Annotated in this window: 16 protein-coding genes and 1 pseudogene; 10 read left to right on the top strand and 7 right to left on the bottom strand. The window is 39.9% G+C overall.

Features of this window, described 5'->3' with window-relative positions:
- Window positions 1–231: 231 nt before the first annotated feature.
- The 6 genes and pseudogenes from DTW91_RS09465 (at window position 232) to DTW91_RS09440 (ending at window position 8,407) form a co-directional block, all read left to right on the top strand.
- A complete protein-coding gene (locus tag DTW91_RS09465) occupies window positions 232–1,374 on the top strand; it encodes a vWA domain-containing protein (RefSeq protein ID WP_125203139.1) in 1,143 nt (380 codons plus the stop codon).
- A 5-nt stretch (window positions 1,375–1,379) separates the two neighbouring features.
- Window positions 1,380–2,834: a sigma 54-interacting transcriptional regulator gene (locus tag DTW91_RS09460; protein WP_125203138.1), complete on the top strand. Its 1,455-nt coding sequence runs from the start codon at window positions 1,380–1,382 to the stop codon at window positions 2,832–2,834.
- Window positions 2,835–2,996: 162 nt separating this feature from the next.
- Window positions 2,997–5,368 (top strand): annotated as a pseudogene (locus DTW91_RS09455) (multicopper oxidase domain-containing protein).
- Window positions 5,369–5,626: 258 nt separating this feature from the next.
- Window positions 5,627–6,634: an OmpA family protein gene (locus tag DTW91_RS09450; RefSeq protein WP_125203137.1), complete on the top strand. Its 1,008-nt coding sequence runs from the start codon at window positions 5,627–5,629 to the stop codon at window positions 6,632–6,634.
- 74 nt (window positions 6,635–6,708) lie between these two features.
- Window positions 6,709–7,782, top strand: coding sequence for a serine hydrolase domain-containing protein (locus DTW91_RS09445; RefSeq protein ID WP_125203136.1), 1,074 nt, complete (start codon window positions 6,709–6,711; stop codon window positions 7,780–7,782).
- A 181-nt stretch (window positions 7,783–7,963) separates the two neighbouring features.
- Window positions 7,964–8,407, top strand: coding sequence for a hotdog fold thioesterase (locus DTW91_RS09440; protein ID WP_125203135.1), 444 nt, complete (start codon window positions 7,964–7,966; stop codon window positions 8,405–8,407).
- Window positions 8,408–8,700: 293 nt separating this feature from the next.
- On the opposite strand, the gene DTW91_RS09435 is transcribed toward DTW91_RS09440, so the two are convergent.
- Window positions 8,701–9,735 (bottom strand): DUF2971 domain-containing protein, encoded by a 1,035-nt coding sequence (locus DTW91_RS09435; RefSeq protein ID WP_125203134.1) that lies wholly within the window; start codon window positions 9,733–9,735, stop codon window positions 8,701–8,703.
- Between the two features lie 208 nt (window positions 9,736–9,943).
- Here DTW91_RS09435 and DTW91_RS09430 point away from each other — a divergent pair, with 208 nt between their 5' ends.
- Complete coding sequence (locus DTW91_RS09430; RefSeq protein WP_125203133.1) at window positions 9,944–10,744, top strand: SDR family NAD(P)-dependent oxidoreductase; 801 nt, start codon at window positions 9,944–9,946, stop codon at window positions 10,742–10,744.
- Between the two features lie 174 nt (window positions 10,745–10,918).
- On the opposite strand, the gene DTW91_RS09425 is transcribed toward DTW91_RS09430, so the two are convergent.
- The 4 genes from DTW91_RS09425 to DTW91_RS09410 form a co-directional block, all read right to left on the bottom strand.
- On the bottom strand, window positions 10,919–11,875 hold the full coding sequence (locus DTW91_RS09425; RefSeq protein ID WP_125203132.1) for an aldo/keto reductase: 957 nt from the start codon (window positions 11,873–11,875) through the stop codon (window positions 10,919–10,921).
- Between the two features lie 94 nt (window positions 11,876–11,969).
- Complete coding sequence (locus tag DTW91_RS09420; RefSeq protein WP_125203131.1) at window positions 11,970–12,899, bottom strand: helix-turn-helix domain-containing protein; 930 nt, start codon at window positions 12,897–12,899, stop codon at window positions 11,970–11,972.
- A gap of 122 nt (window positions 12,900–13,021) precedes the next feature.
- The gene (locus DTW91_RS09415; protein WP_125203130.1) at window positions 13,022–14,500 is read right to left on the bottom strand and encodes a lipopolysaccharide biosynthesis protein; all 1,479 of its coding nucleotides are present in this window, start codon (window positions 14,498–14,500) and stop codon (window positions 13,022–13,024) included.
- Window positions 14,497–15,312, bottom strand: coding sequence for an FkbM family methyltransferase (locus DTW91_RS09410; RefSeq protein ID WP_125203129.1), 816 nt, complete (start codon window positions 15,310–15,312; stop codon window positions 14,497–14,499). Before DTW91_RS09410 ends, DTW91_RS09415 begins: the two co-directional genes overlap by 4 nt.
- Before the next feature lie 196 nt (window positions 15,313–15,508).
- On the opposite strand from DTW91_RS09410, the gene DTW91_RS09405 reads away from it, so the two are divergent.
- Complete coding sequence (locus DTW91_RS09405) at window positions 15,509–16,048, top strand: glutathione peroxidase (protein ID WP_125203128.1); 540 nt, start codon at window positions 15,509–15,511, stop codon at window positions 16,046–16,048.
- Between the two features lie 84 nt (window positions 16,049–16,132).
- Here DTW91_RS09405 and gcvT read toward each other — a convergent pair whose 3' ends face one another.
- Window positions 16,133–17,212: a glycine cleavage system aminomethyltransferase GcvT gene (gene gcvT, locus DTW91_RS09400; protein ID WP_125203127.1), complete on the bottom strand. Its 1,080-nt coding sequence runs from the start codon at window positions 17,210–17,212 to the stop codon at window positions 16,133–16,135.
- Window positions 17,213–17,357: 145 nt separating this feature from the next.
- On the opposite strand from gcvT, the gene DTW91_RS09395 reads away from it, so the two are divergent.
- A complete protein-coding gene (locus DTW91_RS09395; protein ID WP_125203126.1) occupies window positions 17,358–17,690 on the top strand; it encodes a zinc ribbon domain-containing protein YjdM in 333 nt (110 codons plus the stop codon).
- 318 nt (window positions 17,691–18,008) lie between these two features.
- Here DTW91_RS09395 and DTW91_RS09390 read toward each other — a convergent pair whose 3' ends face one another.
- Window positions 18,009–18,941, bottom strand: a complete 933-nt coding sequence (locus tag DTW91_RS09390; RefSeq protein ID WP_125203125.1) for a sulfate/molybdate ABC transporter ATP-binding protein — start codon at window positions 18,939–18,941, stop codon at window positions 18,009–18,011.
- A 135-nt stretch (window positions 18,942–19,076) separates the two neighbouring features.
- On the opposite strand from DTW91_RS09390, the gene DTW91_RS09385 reads away from it, so the two are divergent.
- Window positions 19,077–19,736, top strand: a complete 660-nt coding sequence (locus DTW91_RS09385; protein WP_125203124.1) for a YceI family protein — start codon at window positions 19,077–19,079, stop codon at window positions 19,734–19,736.
- The last annotated feature ends 114 nt before the right edge of the window (window positions 19,737–19,850 follow it).

The raw sequence follows: 19,850 nt of genomic DNA, 5'->3' as shown, positions 1-19,850 counted from the left end.
TTGAATGTATCTTAGTTGAAGATAAAATTATGGGGAAACTCTATCCCAAAAATTTTTCGATTTTACTAAGTTGGTGAGAGTTTTGCTGAGCCAAAGATATTATTTTTTAGTTCCAAGATAGAAATCTGTCCTTTTCATTTACGACTTTATATTATTGCTATCTGTATTTTCTATTTCGTCAATCGCTTAAAATCCGTAAATTGTGTTTTTAAAAAAATGTAAAACATTCAAATGAAAAATATTCTAACCAATTACAAACAAGGGTTTATCTTCAGCAAGCATACACCCGAAGAAATATCGAATTTCGATCGGGTTTTCGACGTCTTTAAAGACTTGCTTACGCATACTTCCGGCGATATCGAAGAGGCCTTTGAATGGCTCGATATTCTGGATAAAGAATACGACATCTTCACCGACGATTATACATTGGCAGACTTCGAAGAAGACCTGAGAAAGCGGGGCTACATCAAGAAAGAAGAGGATTCCGAAGATGGAGACCAAGGAACCGGCAAGGGAAAAAACATCCTCACGGCCAAGCTGGAAGCCGCTTTGCGAGAATATGCGCTGGATCAAATATTCGGAAAACTGAAGAAAAGCGGCATCGGAAACCACCGAACCCACAAAACCGGCCTTGGTGACGAGCGCGAAGGCGAAAACCGAAATTTCCAATATGGGGACGACCTCTCGGCCGTCAATATGACCGAAAGCATGAAAAACGCGCAAATCAACAACGGAATTTCTGAACTGAAAATCACGGAAGACGACCTCATCGTAGAAGAAACCAAGCACAAAGCGCAGATGAGCACCGTACTGATGATCGACATCAGCCACTCGATGATTTTGTACGGCGAAGACAGAATCACGCCCGCCAAAAAAGTGGCGATGGCTTTGGTAGAACTTATCAAGAGAAAATATCCGAAAGATACCATAGACATCATCGTTTTCGGTAACGAAGCTTGGCCAATTCAAATCAAAGATCTCCCGTATTTGCAAGTGGGTCCATACCACACCAATACGGTTGCAGGACTGGAATTGGCAATGGACATTCTTCGCAGAAAAAGAAATACCAACAAGCAAATCTTTATGATAACCGATGGGAAACCCAGTTGCATCAAGCTACCGAATGGCGAATTTTATATGAACAGCATCGGTCTGGACGAAAAGATCGTTGGCCAATGCCTCAACAAAGCGGCGCAAGCCCGAAAACTGAAAATTCCCATCACCACTTTTATGATTGCCCAAGACCCTTACCTTCGGAGGTTTGTAGAAGATTTTACTGCACAGAACAAAGGAAAAGCTTTCCTCACCGGACTTTCCGGCTTGGGCGAAATGATTTTTGAGGATTACGAAAAAAATAGAATAAAGAGAATTTAAAAAATATGAAAAACGATATTACATTCAAAGAATTAAAAAAGTCGGGATATGCCGATAAAACAATCAGTCAGGAACTTCAAGCCAATTTAATATCAAAAATCAGAGCTAATGAACCGGTTTTTGAAGGTCTGTGGGGCTACGAAGACACGGTGATTCCGCAACTTAAAAAAGCAATCTTGGCCGGGCATCACATCAATCTTTTGGGCTTGCGCGGCCAGGCCAAAACCCGCATTGCGAGAAGTATGGTTAACCTTCTGGACGAGTATATGCCCGTTGTAAAAGGTTCTGAAATCAATGATAGTCCGTTTCAGCCCATATCGAAATACGCCAGGGACTTGCTTGCAGAATTGGGCGACGAAACGCCTATTTCTTGGGTGCATCGGTCGGATCGTTTTTTTGAAAAGCTGGCAACGCCCGATGTGAATGTGGCCGATCTGATTGGCGACATCGATCCTATAAAAGCGGCAACTCTCAAGCTGCCTTACTCAGACGAGCGCGTTTTGCATTACGGAATGATCCCCAGAGCCAACCGTTGCATTTTTGTCTTGAATGAACTTCCAGATTTACAAGCTAGAATCCAAGTTTCTCTTTTTAATATTTTGCAGGAAGGCGACATTCAGATTCGGGGTTTCCAATTGAGAATGCCGCTGGATATTCAGTTTATTTTCACGGCCAATCCGGAAGATTATACCAATCGGGGAAGCATCGTGACGCCGTTGAAAGACAGAATAGGTTCGCAAATCTTTACCCATTATCCCAAAACGATTGAACTTGCAAGACAAATTACCGAACAAGAAGCTGCAATATCAGATGATGACAAATCGCAAATCCAAATTCCCGATTTAGCAAAAAATCTCTTGGAGGAAGTGGCCTTTGCGGCACGCGAGAGCGAATATGTGGATGCCAAAAGCGGCGTGAGTGCGCGGCTTACCATCAGTGCGATGGAGAACCTGATGGCAGCTGCAAAACTGCGTTTGATAGAAACAGGTGCGGCGCAGACGAGCGTTCGCTTGCTAGATTTCATGTCTATCATCCCCTCGATCACGGGAAAAATCGAGCTGGTATATGAGGGCGAACAAGAAGGCGCCGATTATGTTGCAAAAATACTAATTGACAAAGCGGTGATGACGCAATTTGAAAGCCTATTTCCCCGAATATCCAAGCTGGAAAAAGAAGGGATTAAAAACGCCTATTCCGATCTCATCCAATGGTTTCACAAAAATCATCTGGAGCTGAATTATAATGATACCGACGAAGAATTTTATGCTAAGTTGGACAGCATCAATCCGCTGGTGAAAATTGTGGAAGACAATGTTTCGGAACTCGACAAAGCGGATCAGAATTTCTGCAAAGAATTGATTTTATGGGCTTTGACTATTAACAAAAAATTGGATCGATCTGAAAATTCCACCGCGTACACTTTTGATTCTGCCGGAATCAATCCGTTTTTCAGAGACTAAACCTCGCGGAATTAAGATTAGTAATTACAATTCTTCGACTTAAAAGATAAAGTTTTAATTACTTGCTAAAATAGGTGAAGGTGCATAGGTATGTCTTATTTTAAATACTTGTATCTGATTTTTAGCACATCTTTTGCTTAAACCTATTTTAGATATTTTAGAATGAAGAATGTCCTTAATATTTTACTACTTCTATTGATAGGAAGCCCATCACTTTTTGGCCAATCGGCAGGAGGAAATGTGAATAATTTACCGATTCACGAATATACCTTGACCATAAAAAAAGAACTGGTTCAAAAGCCGGCAAAAAAGTGATGGGGATGACGATCAATGGAACGATTCCCGGACCGACCCTTGAGTTTAAGGAAGGCGAGTATGCCATCATCTATATTAAAAACGAAATGGATGAGGAAACGTCTATCCATTGGCACGGCATCCTCATTCCCAATTACTACGACGGCGTTCCTTATTTGACCACCCCGCCCATAAAGCCCGGAACCACTTTTAAGTACGAGTTCCCCATCCGCCAATCGGGTACGTATTGGTACCACTCGCATACGATGCTTCAGGAGCAGAGCGGCGTTTTCGGTGCCATCGCAATCCAGCCCAAAGAGAAAAGGCTGCAATATGATAAGGATTTGGTTTTGATGCTGTCTGACTGGACGGACGAAAAACCAGAAAACATCATGCGAAATCTAAAACGCGGCAATGAATGGTACAACATAAAAAAAGGAACGTCCGTACCGCTGAACAAGGTGATCGGTCGGGGTGCCTTTGCTGCGCAACTCAATTTTTGGAAACAGCGGATGGAAGAAGCCGATATAGCGGATGTCTATTATCCGGCTTTTCTAATCAATGGCGAAAAATCAGTTGAATATCCTCACTTAGAGCCCGGCGAAAAAATTCGTTTGCGAATCATCGACGGCTCGGCCTCCACTTCATTTTGGATGACATTTGGGGGCGAAACACCGCTGTTGGTCTCTGCAGACGGGCAAAACGTGGTTCCGATTTCTCAAAACAAAACCTTTATCGGTATTGCCGAGACCTATGACTTCATCATCACCATTCCGGAGAGCGGCAAGATCGAATTCAGGGCAATGGCGCAGGACGGTTCGGGAACCACTACCGCCTATTTCGGAAAAGGAAAAGTGCTGCCGGCGATGGTTTTGCCACGACCCGACAAAATTGAAATGATGCAGGAAATGGTAAAGATGGACATGAAGATGGGCGCACCTGCATTGAAATACCGACCCAAAAAAGATGAACGTTACAAAATGGAAGAAAAGTACGGGATGAAGATGGATCATACGAAAATGGCAAAAGATTCGGGTCAAATCGACGAGGACAAGATGAATATGACGGACAGCGACACCGAGCATAAGACCCATAAAATGCAGATGAACCATTCGCAGACAGATCACATCGCGGTAAAAAAAGACACCATTCCTGCGATGAACGAAATGAAAATGGAACATAAAGTCGGGAAAAAAGAAATGCCGACGGACGGAATGAATATGTACTCGGAATATAATTACGACTATCTGAAATCGACCGAAAAAACGTCTTACCCAAAAGATATCCCGGTTAAAAATATTTTACTAAACCTGACCGGGAATATGAACCGGTATGTTTGGAGTATGAACGGCGTGCCATTGAACGAAGCGGACAAGATAAAAATAAGCGCCGACACCATCACGAGGATGACCTTCAACAACCTCACAATGATGCACCATCCGATGCACCTGCACGGCCATTTTTTTAGGGTTCTCAACAAAAATAACGACTACTCGCCTCTGAAACATACAGTCAACGTGCCGCCAATGACCAAAGTAACCATCGAATTTTACAGAAATGGCGGCGACGAATATGGCGACTGGTTTTTCCACTGCCACACCCTCTATCATATGATGAGCGGCATGGCAAGAGTCGTGAGCTATGACACACCCAGAGATCCGCGAATGTCGCAATATCCCAGTACCGTTTTAAAAAAGGAAGCGAACATGTATTACGCTTGGTCCTTACTCGATGTTGCATCCAATATGGCCGCATATAATCTGGTAGTGTCCAACATCCGCAATCAATTCAATATTTTGGGGGAATATGGATGGAATAAAAACATGGAAGCCGAAGCCACTTATGAATATTATTTATATGATTATTTCAGAATTTTCGCAGGCGTTCAATTGGAAAATAAACAGGAAGATGAATTGGATGATATTACAACGACCGCTGTTGCCGGCATTCGATATTTGACACCATATCTGTTCAATCTTGATGTCCGCATAGACAATAAACTGCGGCCACAAATAAGTTTGAGCCGCCAACTCATGATTTTTCCCAGAACCTCAATTTTTGGAATGTACCAATATCAAGCGGATTTTGGCTGGGTAGACCAGTTAGAAAACGGCGATAATTATGAAAAAGAGGTGGTTTGGAATGCGGGCATAGAATATTTTTTATCCCGAAATTTTTCATTAATGATAAATTACGACAATCGTTTTGGTGCTGGTGGTGGACTTTCTATGAGATTTTAAAATTTAAAAATATCTGCTTTTCTTCTGCGAAGAAAATCAATACAATAATTTAATGGTAACTTTCTTAGTAAAAAATAAGCAAAACGAACTATTCCAGAAATCTTACAAAAAAAGGAGGTAAACTATTTTTGAATTGAATGTTACCAAAAATTTAAGTTTTTTGCTGCACAAAATTATTGGGTCTCGGAAAATTATAAAAAAGCTAAGTTTGACAGATTTTTGAACAACAACCACAAAGCAAAATTAAAAATTTGAATAATGAAAAATGTGACAAAATCCGTACTGTACGGACTTCTTCTATTCGCACTGTCTTGCAATAAAAACGGCGACAAGCAAAAGGTTCAAAACCAAGACAGCACCAAAGCCGCACCAGTACACACGGCACAAACCGGTAATTCTTCAACCTTTGATATCAATACTATTCCTTTTTCGGATTATCCGTTAGGAGAATTTCCCTTCTTTACTCTTCCGGCCGGCCTCGCTGAACAAAATGAACCGGTTGAGCGACATTATGATAGAATATTTTTTGCCATAAAGGGCAAGATGATTCCGATAGATGGCAAAGTTTGGAAAGCTAATATCACCACCAAATCCGGAAATTATGATGATTGGAGCCTGCCATTTTTTGAGAAAAGCTACGACGAAGCCATCAAAGCGGCGGGCGGGGTGAAAATCTTCGACGGGAAAATAACGCCTGTGGAATACGACAAATATCACGAGCAAGCCGCCTACTTGGGCGAAGATGGCTCTATTGGATATCCTGACGAGGTCATCAAAACCTATGTTATCCACCGGCGGGATGGCGGCGATATTAACATTCAGCTTTCCGGATCTACGGCCGGCGGCAAAATAAATATTCTTCAAAAAGAAGCCTTTAAACAAACCATAACGATGCTGAACGCAGATCAAATTCAAAAGGATTTGCAAAACAAAGGCAAAGCCGTACTGCACATCAACTTTGATACCGACAAAGCCACATTGAGACCCGAAGGCAGACAAGCGGTGGGCGAAATTTTAAAAGCTCTCAATGCCGACAAATTACTGAAAATCTCCATCAACGGCTATACCGACGATACGGGCGATGAAAATCACAATCTGGAACTTTCCAAACAACGCGCCGAGACGGTAAAATCGGAATTAATAAAAAACGGTATAGAAGCAGACAGACTGTCATCGGCAGGTTTTGGCGAAAATAATCCTATTGCCGATAACCATACTGATGAAGGCAAGGCTCAAAATAGAAGAGTAGAATTGGTAAAAAAATAACAACCGCTCAACCCACGGATAAACAGTCTTTTTCGCGTCAAACATACATATATTCCAACTAATAAAATAATATTATGAAAGTGCCTCTTTTTTTTCTGTTGGTGTTTCTTGTAAGTTGTAGTTCCGATGATGCGGATTCTGACGAAACCCCCTCTCCATCATCCGTTTCTATGTACTACCCTCCCACTACCGGTTCCACATGGGAAACCCAGTCTATCACCAGCTTGGGATGGAATCAAAATGCGGTGCAACCGCTAAAAGATTTTCTTAATGAAAAACATACCAAATCCTTTATGATTCTGGTGAATGGAAGAATCGTGATGGAAGAATATTTTGATGGTCATAATGCCTCTGCCGAATGGGAATGGAACAGCGCGGGAAAAACATTGGTTGCCACCACCACGGGAATCGCTCAGGAAAAAGGATTGCTAAACATTCACAACAAAGTCTCCGATTACTTGGGTACCGCCTGGACCAGCATGCCTTTGGAAAAAGAAAACCTCATCGCCGTAAGACATCTGCTAACGATGACAGCGGGCAATGATGAAACAAAACAATATATGATCCAGGCTAACATCACCTATGTCGCCGACGCCGGAACCCGATGGGCCTACAGTAATATTTTCCAAAAATTAATGGATGTGATAGGCAACGCCAGCAGCAAACCCTTCGAAACCTATTTCAACGATCAGTTGAAAAACAAAATTGGGATGGACGGCTATTGGAATTACGGAACGATCTACACCATCTTCCACAGCACTACCCGGAGTATGGCACGGTTTGGTCTATTGGCTCTGAACAAGGGAAAATGGAATACCGAGCAAATCATCAACGAGAACTTTTTTAATGAAAGCATTTCGACTTCGCAAAACCTCAATCCTTCTTATGGATATTTGTGGTGGCTCAACGGTAAAGCCAGGTTTATGATACCGGGTGAGCAAACCGTATATCAGGGTTATCTGATTCCGAATGCACCGGCTGATATGTATGCTGCGATGGGCGCCAACGACCAAAGAATCTACGTGATCCCAAGCAGAAAAATGGTCATCATCAGGATGGGCAACGCCTCCGATCCTTCGAATCCTGATTTTGCCATATCCGGTTTTGACGAAATGCTTTGGGACAAAATCAACGCGGTCATCAACTGAGAAAAATACGGCGAACCAGTCCACTACATTAAAATATTATAACCGGCGGTGGTAAAATGAGTTCCGCACACCACTGGAATTTTTGTATTTTAGCAGAAGGTATCGGTGAGGTTTTGAGCAGACCAACTTGCAATTAAAACCTTCGATATCCGAAGTGTCTAACAAAGATAAAACTTAACAAATGAGTGGCAACAAAAAGGAATTTATAAAGCAAATTATTGAACAAAATATCCCGATTCATAAATTCTTAGGATTAGAAATGTTGGTTCTCGAAAAAGGCTTTGTACGGGTGCGTGTGCCTTTCCGCGAGGAGGTGGTGGGCGATTTCAGACGGAACCGCTGGCACGGCGGGATTATCGCCACTATTATGGATTCTGTGGGCGGCATTGTGGGTGGCACGCATTTCAAAACATTTGAGGACAAGATTGTCACCATCGATCTCCGCATCGATTACCTGAAAGGTGCCGAGGCCGAAGCCATCATCGTAGAAGGAAAAATCGTGCGCTTGGGAAACCGGATTTTGGTAACCAAAATGAAAGCTTTCCAAAATGAAGAACTCATCGCCGAGGGCAAAGGCGTTTATAACTTTTTGAGAATGGAGCATCCGAAAACGCCGGAAAACTGATACTCGTCGCCTCAATTTCAACGAAAGTGGATCTCCAAAATCGTGGTAGTTTTTTGCCGTCGCGAGTTTTTGTACAGAAAGAAAAATGAGAAAGCCACAAAAAATTATTGCTTACAAAAATGTACTCAAAAGGATTCGTGCTGTAGAGGGGAAACCTAAGAAAATTGGATTGAGACTTTCCTGAAGAATTAAACTTTTACTTGAAAATTTGGAAACTAGATTTTTGGAATACGAAATATAGAATGTTTCTAAGAAAATATATGAATAAGAAAGAGGGATAATTTTAGGTTTAATTAAAGTAAATATTTCTCATCTGTGTAAATAATTCTGAACTCGTTAAGTTTTATTCTTTCAAAAAATATTCTTTGAACACCCCTTTGCAATAGACCATTTTCTTGGGTTTTGCCAATGATATAAATATTGTCATTATAATTTTCAAAGAGTAGATTGATGAAGGTTTCTATATAAATAGATTCTTGACTTATTTCTATTCTCAATATTGCGTTATTACTAATGTGGATATAATTATTGGTTAAAAAGTTCTGTCCTAAAATTATAGATTTTATTGCAGAATCTTTATACCGGAAAAATCTGTCATTTTCACCCTTATGATCTTTTAAGTGCAAATATTTTCTATGGAAGGGAACATCCATATCTCTTTTACAAATACTTATTCTATATTCATCTTCATATTCCCACTGTCTGCTTTTTACAGTTGTCATATATAAAAATGGAACAGCAATTCCCATAAATTCTTTTCTTGTATATTTTAATAATTTAATTTCTTTAACATATTCCATAGGTCGAAAAAAGAGATTTTCAATATCAGAATTAAGTATCTTGTAATTGCCTAGCAATTCATCACTTTCAAACTCAATACAAAATCCAGCTTCCGATGTATAGTGTGACCACATTAAAGCATTTTTGCAATTTGTTGTAAGAGAAATAGTTCCAAACTTATTACTCAAGCTAGAAACAAATGTTTCTCTGAATTCTTTAAAATTTTGACATTGATCTTTTTTATAGTACTCACTAATTTTTTCGTCGCAATATTTTTCTTTCAAATGATTTTTGAAGAACCCTTTAAAAACAGCTTCTTCAATTTCCTTAAAATCAAATATTCCATCTGAACTATCAAAAGAATCATTTAGCAAATAAGGATGTGACGCAAATAAATATTTTTGGATGAGCGCATTTACATTTCTTTCATTAAGTTCATAAAATTTATAAAGATTTTCTGGAATAATAAATGGTGGATTAGTTTTTACACCATCATTTGAATATTTAAAAGAAATGCCATTGCAAGTGTTCGAAATATAGTTGTCCATTTTTTATTTTTTCCAAATATACATCAGGAGTAGCTAAATAACATTTTTGCTTATTCCTTTGTTCCCTACTACCGCATGAATTCTTTTCTTGCAATTAATTATTATAATTTGTGCAATTTTTTTGCTTGTCTGTTTAAAACAACCTATTTCAGGACGAAACAAAAATGGCACGAAACAAAATGGCATTAATTTTGAGAATCTTCGCATTATGAATACATCAACAGCACCTGCCGTTTTAGAAGGAAAAACGGCTCTTATTACCGGCGCCTCCAGCGGTTTGGGATTTGCAATGGCAAAAGCACTTGCGGCAAACGGCGCTTCGGTATTGATAACGGCACGCTCGGAAGATAAACTAAAGGAAGCCGTGCAGCAATTGCAGCAGTATGGCGATGTGCAAGGCACGCCAATGGATGTTCGCGACGAAGATTCCATAAACAAAGTGCTGGGCTGGGTAAAAGCGCAGTGGGGAAAACTGGACATTTTGATCAATAACGCCGGCATTGGTATGCGCACCGTCAATCTCAATTTTCTTACCGACCCCAAACCTTTTTACGAAGTAAGCGCCGAAGGTTTTCGCAATTTAATTGATACCAACCTGACCGGCTATTTTTTGGTGGCCAAAGCGTTCGCTCCTTTATTGGTAGCACAGGGAAAGGGCAAAATTGTCAATATTTCCATGAACCACGAAACTATGAAGCGGAAAGGCTTTATTCCTTACGGACCATCGAGGGCAGGCGCAGAATCGCTGTCTTACATTATGGCGGAAGATTTAAAAGAAAATAACATAGACGTCAACATGCTTTTGCCGGGCGGAGCTACCGAAACGGGCATGATACCGGAAGGCCTGCTGGAAACATTAAAAGACAATAGCTTTTTGCTAAGCCCAGATGTGATGGCGGAACCCATTGTTTTTCTGGCTTCGGATGAAAGCAATGGAATAACCGGCGAGCGCATCGTAGCAACGGATTTTGCTGCTTGGAAACAGACTATGCAGACGCAAAAAAACTGACAAAATTACAAATCAAAAATATTCCTGAGCCACCAGCAAGAAAACAAACTTCTAAAAAAAATAAATTCAATTTCGTTAAAAGCGAATAGCCGATCTGCAATAAAAATAAATTCACAAAAAAAAGCCGCATTCCTGCGGCTCTTCTCTATTATTTCGTTTCTCGAAAAATAATTCTTAGTAACGGCTACCCACGGTTTCTTTTGGTAAAGATGCTCTGATGAACTCTAAATCTGCCGGTGTCAATTCTACATTGTATGCACCCAAATTTTCTTCCAATCTTTCGATTCTTCTGGTACCAGGGATCGCTGTGATTTCATCATTTTGATGTAAAATCCAAGCCAAAGCAATCTGTGCCTTGGTGGCGCCTTTTTCTTTAGCCACTTGGTCTATCAATTCTACAAATTTGATGTTTTCTTTCATCGCCTCATCAGAATAGCGTGGATGGTTTTTCCTGAAATCATTAGCTTCAAGATCTGCAGTGCTTTTGAAAGCGCCTGTCAAAAATCCTCTTCCAAGCGGACTATATGCCACAAAAGTAATTCCCAACTCTTTGCAAACATCGAAAACTTCTTGTTCCGGCTCGCGACTCCAAAGAGAATATTCAGTTTGGATCGCTGTAATTGGGTGAACTTTGTGAGCTCTTCGGATGGTTTCGGCACTTACTTCCGAAAGACCGATGTATTTTACTTTTCCTTCTTTTACCAAATCTGCCATCGCGCCCACGGTTTCTTCTATTTCTACCTCTTCATCTTGGCGGTGCATATAGTACAAATCAATGGCTTCGATTCCTAAATTGGCAAGGCTTCTTTCACAAGCTTTTTTCACATAGTCCGCTTTTCCGTTCACGCCCAGCCATTCTCCATTTTCTCCTCTCACAACGCCAAATTTTGTCGCCAAAACCAGCTTATCCCATTGGCCTTCAAACGCTCTTCTTACGAGTTTTTCATTGGCTCCCCAACCGTACATATCGGCGGTGTCAAAAAAATTAACGCCTAAATCAAGGGCTTTGTGCAAGGTTTTAATAGATTCGGCTTCATCGAAAGAGCCATAAAATTCCGACATTCCCATACAACCCAAACCAATTCGGTTCACGGTTAGCGTACTGTTTCCTAAAGTTGTTGACTTTTTCATATTACAATTTATTTTTAGTAATTATATCTGCAAAGGTATGAGATGAAACAAAAAATCGGTTTGCAAAAAGCAATCCAATATTTGCAAAAAACAATCAATTTCTAAATTTCAATGGTGAAAAGGCGGTGTACTTCTTGAAAAAATTGGAAAAGTGCGCCACTTCTTCAAAACCCAAAGCAAAAGCTATTTCAGACACGTTCCATTGGGTTTGTTTGAGCAAGATTTTGGCTTCTTCCAAAATTCTGCCGTTGATGATTTCTCTGGTACTTTTTCCCGTGGTTTCTTTCAAAACTTTGTTGAGATGATTGATGTGTATGCCAAGGGTTTTGGCGAAATCTGTGGGCGTTTTCAGTTGGATGGTTTGGGAACTATTTTCGATGGGAAACTGTCTTTCCAGCAATTCGATAAACAAAGAAGAAATCCGGCTCGAAGCATTGCTCGTGACGGCCAAACTTTCGATGGGCTTCAGTTTCTGCCCGGTATGGATCAATTCCAAAACATAATTTCGGAGCAAATCATATTTGAAAGCGTAGTTAGACGACAGTTCGGCGTCCATTTTCTTGAATATCAGCTCTATTACTGCATATTGCTCATCATTCAATTGATAGACAAAATCGCTATTGGGCTGATAAATCGGCAATTCATCAATCAATAAACCTGTTTTGGTTGTCGATAAGAAATCGCCGGTGAAAACACAGAAAAAACCGGCTTGCTGAGGCGCTTGCGGAGTGTATCGGTACGGAATTTTAGGCGTGGCGAATAGGATGCCCTGCTTATTGATGAGGACAGATTTGCCGGCAAACTCCACCAAGTTCTCACCTTTTATCAAACTGATTTTGTAGTACAGCCTTCTGTTATAAGTCATTTCCGGCTTATTTGTGATATGGCGGTAAAACTTTTCGGTATCGAAAACGTTGAAGTGTCCCAAATCATTGAGACTGCTATTCTCCAGCAACGCATCCAGCTGATGCTGATTGTCTCCAAATATTTCCCTATAAAACTCGGCAATACCCGTCGTTTTCATTTTTGCAAAATTCAAATAATGGCAAAGGTATTAATTTTATAAATTAAAATGACGCAAACCGTAAAAAAGTATTCGAATGAGAATTGGTTTTGTTAAAAAACTTGAACCAATGAAACCAACGTTCAGAACTTAAACAAACTCTTGATAAAAGATTTGTTCAGATACTTGTCCAAAGGGTAGATTTTAAGAAAATGATTGCCCAGAAAAAGCAAAATCAAAACCACAGCGGGCTTATAGAAAAGATTGAGAATATTGAGTTTGAAATCCGGCAACAGAATCGCTACATTGATCGATAGAAAGCCCAATATCAAGGCGTAAAGCATTTCTATCCCCAGTGGAAAAACCTTGAATTTGAGGTAATTGAAACTGATTTTAATGACGTTGAATAGCGATAAAGAAATAGCATAAGCAACGGCGATTCCCAAGATTCCCAAGTCGGTATATCTAAGAAAAATCGTATTGAGACTGATGGTGAGCACCGCCAAAACAAGCATCACCACAATATTGAATTTATAAAACCTGGACAGCGAAATGATATGCCCGTTGAATCCCGTGGCCAAATCGAACAGCATCGCAAACCCAAGAACCCAAAGAACGGGTTCTGCCGTGCGCAGATCGTCGCCGTTTTTCATAAAATCTGCCAGATACGGGAATCCCACAACGATGCAGCAGAACAAAACCAATCCCAAAAAGAACAAACTGAGAGACGTCTTCTTGTGAAACCTGTCCAGTTCCTCATAATCGCCCGTTGCCAAAACCTTATTAATAATGGGTGCCGAGAGATTGAACAAACCCATTTGAGGAATGGTGATGAGCGAAATAATGGAATAAATAAGACTGTAAATCCCATTTTCCTGAAAACTTATGAACTCGCCAATCATCAGATTGTCAATATTAATCGCAATGTAATTGCCAATGTTTCCGAGAAATCCAAACAAACTGTAGGTTAGAATTTCGTGGTAAAAACCATCTTTTTTGAAATATCCCAAGTCAAAATCCGGGCGAATCTTCTCCAGCCGGTTGGTGTAATATCCGTATCCCAACAGCGAAATCAGGAACATCAAAAAGAAAAATCCATAGGCCGTCTTCTCGGCAAATCCCGCAAAGAAAAACAGACAAAACGCACCGATATTGGCTATCTTCGGTATGAGGTTTTCGAAAATATTGGGGACAACGATCCGTTTATAATTGGTCAAAAACTTATTAAAAACCGACGACAGCGCCAAAACGAGAACCAATGGCAAAATCAGCCGCTTCATTTCCCAAAGCTTGGAATTTTGAAGATCCGGAAAGAGATAATTAAGCAGAAAGTAGCCACCAACGAAAATCAAAAAATTAATACAAACTGCTAATAACGAGAGCGATAGCAGACTGTGATGCTTGCCATCCTCCTGTACTTTGGAGAAAAATTTGACGTTGGAAAAACTCAGACCAAAAACCACGATGGGAACCAATATTTCGGCGGTCGGAAGGATATAACGGAGCTTTCCGTAAAACGTCATATCGTGCGGAAAAATGAAAATCGAGGCCACAGTTCCCAGCAAAAAACCGAGATAACCAACGATGGAATATTTTATGCCTTGCCTTGCAACGACGCTCATAATTTGGTTGTGGGTTGGAGGTTAATAGTGCTTGGAAGAAAGATGATGTTGTTGATGTAATCTTTGTAATTCTTCACATTGTCGGGATTTTGGAGCTTCAGAAATTCTTCTGTCAGAATTTTCGGCTGCAAACTTTCCCGATCCAAATAATTGACAGAATATCCCCAATTTGCGACTTCCGAAATCAAAGTCCAAAGATTTTCTTTGTGATGGCGTTGCTCCATTTCTACCATCAAAATTGGTTTGAATTTTTCGATTGTTTTTCTCGCGCCGCGCAAAGTCTGCATTTCGTTTCCTTCGACATCAATTTTGATGAAATCGAGTGTTTGAAAGTTCAATTTTAATTCATCCAAAGGCTTGACTTCTACTTTTTGAAGAATGGTTCTTTCCTCATTGTTTTCCTTAATCGAAGTCTGCAAAGTTCCTCGGGTATGGACTTTTTCGCCATTGATAACGGGAATTTTAAATTCTGCAATTGTCGAAATATCGGACAAAGCCACAGAAGACAAATTGACTTTTGGGAACAACCTTTTGAGTCTTTTATAAAGCTGTGGATTTGGCTCGAATGCGAAAACATTTTCCGGTTTCAAATAATTTTCTAATGTGAAAAGATAAGCGCCGACATTGGCTCCCACGTCCATAAAAACAGCGTCTTTCGAAAGAACATTTTTTATCCAAAGAAACTCCGGCTCTACCCTTCTTTCTAACAGATTATGAGCATCAAGACCTTTCAATTTTTTGAAAAATCGGCTTTTGTAAAAACTCGGCGAAAGGTACTGGAGATTCTCCGCCAGCTGGCTGTAAACGCTCATCGATTGGTTTCCATTAATAACTGAACGACAAAGAAAATGCTTTTATTTCAAAAAATCATAAAATTTTGTTAAAATTAATTCCTTTAGGAAGTTTTCTGATTCGTGGACAAGATATTGCTCAACTTGTTTTAAATTTGATAGTTGAAGTACAAATAACAATTCAGTTTCCAAAAAAATTAATTATAATTAACTCATTATGAAATTCTTACACTTATTTATTATGATGTTTTCACTTTTCGGATGTACGCAGAATAAAGGCCAGGCCAAATCGATTCACAGCTTCAAAGTTGAAGCCTTGGACGGTTCTACGATCGATTTTTCCAAATTCAAAGGCAAAAAAATACTCGTCGTGAACACGGCTTCGGAATGTGGTTTCACGCCGCAATACGCCGATCTGGAAAAGCTCTACGAACAATACAAAGACAAATTGGTCATTGTGGGCTTCCCTGCGAACAATTTTGGCGGACAAGAACCGGGAAGCAACCAAGAGATTTCTACATTTTGTCAAAAAAATTACGGCGTCACCTTCCCGATGGCCGCTAAAGTCTCAGTAAAAGGAGACGACATCGCACCGATCTACAAATTCCTGACCGACAAGAAAGAAAACGGCGTGAAAAACACCACGATTCTCTGGAACTTTACCAAGATTCTGTTGGATGAAAATGGCTATGTCATCGATAGCTTCGTGAGTACTACCAAGCCGACCAGCGACAGCATTACGAAATATTTGAAATAGAGCAAGTTCAAAGTTAAAAAAAAGCGTTCAAATTTTTGAGCGCTTTTTCTATGATCTATCAGTCTATTATTTCAAAATCGAAGCCTAAACAAAAGGCAGTTTCACGACTTTTGCAGGAACATCCTTATTTCGGATTCTGATGAAAATCTCGGAATCCAATTTGAAGTGCGGTTTATCGACATAAGCCAATCCTATTCCGACTTTTTTCATGGGCGACATCGTTCCTGAAGTTACTTTTCCAATGGTTTTTCCTTCCGAATCCACCACTTCGTAATCGTGTCTGGGAATCGCTTTTTCCAGCATTTCGAAACCGACTAATTTTCGGCTAATTCCTTCAGCTTTCTGCTTTTCCAAGAAGGCTTTATTAACGAAATCTTTATCAAATTTTGTGATCCAGCCCAAACCAGCTTCCAAAGGAGAAGTGGTATCATCGATGTCATTTCCGTACAGGCAAAATCCTTTTTCCAGTCTCAAAGTGTCTCTGGCAGCCAATCCGCAAGGAATCAGTCCAAATTCCTTTCCCGCTTCTGTCAATGCGTCCCAAATCTGTTCGGCATTTTGGTTTTCAAAATAAATCTCGAAACCGCCGCTTCCCGTGTAACCTGTATTTGAGATAATGACATCCGAAAAACCCGCCACAGAACCCACTGAAAAATGATAGTAAGGAATCGATGACAAATCCGTTTCGGTCAATTTTTGAAGAATCTCGGTGGCTTTCGGACCTTGGATCGCGATCAAAGACATTTCATCGGAAACATTGGTCATTTTGGCGCCGAATTTCTCATTGTATTTTGCAATGTGATTCCAGTCTTTCTCAATATTTGAGGCATTTACAACAACAAAATATTTCTGATCTTCCATTTTGTAAACGATCAAATCATCTACAATTCCGCCGGTTTCATTTGGCAAGCAAGAATATTGCGCTTTTCCGTTTTCTAAGGCATCTACATTATTGGAAGTTACGAACTGCAAAAGATCTTTCGCAGTAGGGCCTTCGATGAAAAACTGTCCCATATGAGAGACGTCAAACATTCCCGCTTTTTCGCGAACGGCAAAATGTTCTTCGTTGATTCCGACATATTGAACAGGCATTTCGAAGCCTGCAAAAGGAACAATCTTCGCTCCCAAAGAAACGTGTTTATCGTATAAAGCGGTCTTTTTCATCTACTTTTTTTGTTAATTGATTTAATGCAAGCAAATCTAAAAATTAATTGTGAGTTTTTGGTTATGAATGCAAGTTACATTTCCACATTAATATCATTTTTAGATTAAGACATAAATGTTAACTTAGCGGTTTCAATAAAAAACTATGAGCGAAACCATTATTTGCCCCAAATGCCAATCCGAATTTACTTACGAACAAGATAATCTGCAGGTTTGTTCACAATGTTTCTACGAATGGGATCCGGCGGAAGTTTCTACTGAAGGCAAAATCTTCGATTCTCTTGGGAAAGAATTGCAAAATGGAGATTCCGTCATCGTCATCAAAGATCTTCCTGTGAAAGGTTCTCCGAAAGATATTAAAGCAGGAACGAAAGTGAAAAATATCAGATTGAGACCGGAAAGCGACCACAATATCGATTGTAAAATTGAGGGTTTTGGAGCAATGGCTTTGAAATCTGAGTTTGTGAGAAAAGCTTAGTAAAAAAAATAGAAAAAAACACTTCGACTCCGATCAGTGTGACAAGTTTAATATTATCAGTGTGACAAGTTTAATATTAAATGTAAGGCTGAGCAGAGTCGAAAGCCTTTTTAATATTAAACAAAAAAAAGGAAAAATTTGGCAGGGTCGACTTTCCAAGACTTTGATTGCTTATCGCTAATTTCAGTCCCGAGGGCAGAAAGAGAATTAACCAAAAATTTCCTATATATTTTCTTAGGTCAAAATTATAACTTATTTTTTGTTGGACAAATTCAAAACACTTAAGTTATCCATATTTTATCCACAAATTGAAATTAATCAAAATTCTAAATAGACCTTGCCGTCCAAAAATTCATTAGAATAGACGATGACCGACTTGTCTTCAATCTGCAACTTGTTTCTGTAATGCGAGCCGGCAAATCGGCTGTCGGAAACGGTGGCTTCAATGCCGGTTTCAGAAATCTTTATTTCGTGCGGAAAATAATATTTTTTCGTCAAATTCAGTTGAGATTTTTCCACATCGGTAAAAATATTGACTTCGCCCAGAAGTTTTGCAACATAATCATTGTAAGGATTTTCGTATGTTTCCTTCGGATTGTCATTTTGAACCAATCGGCCTTGTTGCAGGACTACAATCCGATCTGCCCAAGGCAGAACATCTTCCAAATCGTGCGTGGAAATGATCAAACTGAGATTGTTTTCTTTCACGTAATCAAAAAGTTTTTCTCTCAACTCAAACTTGCGGGAAAAATCCAAATTACTGAACGGCTCATCCAGCAAAAGCAATTTCGGAAGCACCGCCAAGGCTCTTGCAATGGCCACTCTTTGTTGTTGCCCGCCGCTGAGATTTTTTGGTAAGACTTTTGCAAAATCCGTCAAACCGACCACGTCCAGAAGGTCTTGTACTTTTTCCTTTTTCGATGTCGGATGGGTGTTGGAAATAAATTTGCCAACGTTGTCATAGACTGTCGCAAAGGGCATCAGATCGTAATTCTGAGCTACCAACTTCATTTGGGCTTCGCCGGGAACGAGGTTGGCTTTTGGGCCAAAAAGCTTTTCGCCATCGAATATAATTTCACCACTTTGCCAATCCATCAATCCGTAAATAAGACCCAGCAAAGTAGATTTTCCACAGCCGCTCTCACCCACAACTGCGATGATTTGGCCTTTGTCTACATTGAGATTTAGATTTCGGAACAAGGGTTTTTCTGCTTGATAATTGAAATAAAGATTTTTAACTTCCAGCAACATTCTGTAAAATTATTAGTTTAAAATAAGATAATTTTATTATTTTAGCAAAGAACGTAAAAGTAAGCAATAATTTAAAATTTTGAAATGAAATTGCCACGCATTTTCATTTAATAAAGAAAAAAATAAAGATATCGTATGAAAAAAGCAAGTTTAATAGCCGCTTTTCTGCTAATCTCCGCCTCGGTTTGCATTATTTCGTGTGGAAAAGACAAACCCGTTGGCAGCGAGAACAACGAAGTTCTGACCAAAACAGACGGACAAGTCTACGTTGTGGACACGCTAAACAGCAGAGCAGAGTGGAAAGGCTTCAAAGTGGTAAAATCTGAAAATATGAGCCACATCGGAAGTTTGAAATTTGAGAGCGGCGAAGTGACCGTGAAAGACAATAAATTGGAAAGCGGCCAATTTGTGGTCGATATGACCACTCTCACCAATGAAGATCTGAAAGATGACGAGTCCAAGGCAAAACTTATCAGCCAACTCAAAAGTGAAGATTTCTTCGATACTGGCAAATTCCCAACAGCTTCGTACGAAATCACAAAAGTCACCGAAGCACCCGCAGGAAGTGATTACAATACCATTCTCGACGGCAATCTCACGTTGAAAGGCATCACGAAACCATTCAGTTGCAACGCCAATGTGAAAGTGGGCGAAGGGGAATTAACAATCGCTACGGAACCGAAAGACATCAACAGAGATGAGTTCGGCATCAAATTCCAACTGCCTGCGGCCGAAGGCCTGATCAAAAACGAGATCAACCTTCAGGTCAAAATCAAGGCTCTGGAAAAGAAATAACTTCAAGAATAAAGAATAAAGAAACAAGAATCAAGAATAAAGAATCAAGAATCAAGAATCAAGAATCAAGAGACAAGACTAAAGGGACAAAAACTAAGATAACAATTCACAAAA

The organism is Chryseobacterium sp. SC28 (assembly GCF_003932955.1).
Lineage (GTDB): Bacteria > Bacteroidota > Bacteroidia > Flavobacteriales > Weeksellaceae > Epilithonimonas.
Note: the sequence above shows the minus strand (reverse complement) of the source record. Positions and strands in the feature narration are given on the sequence as shown.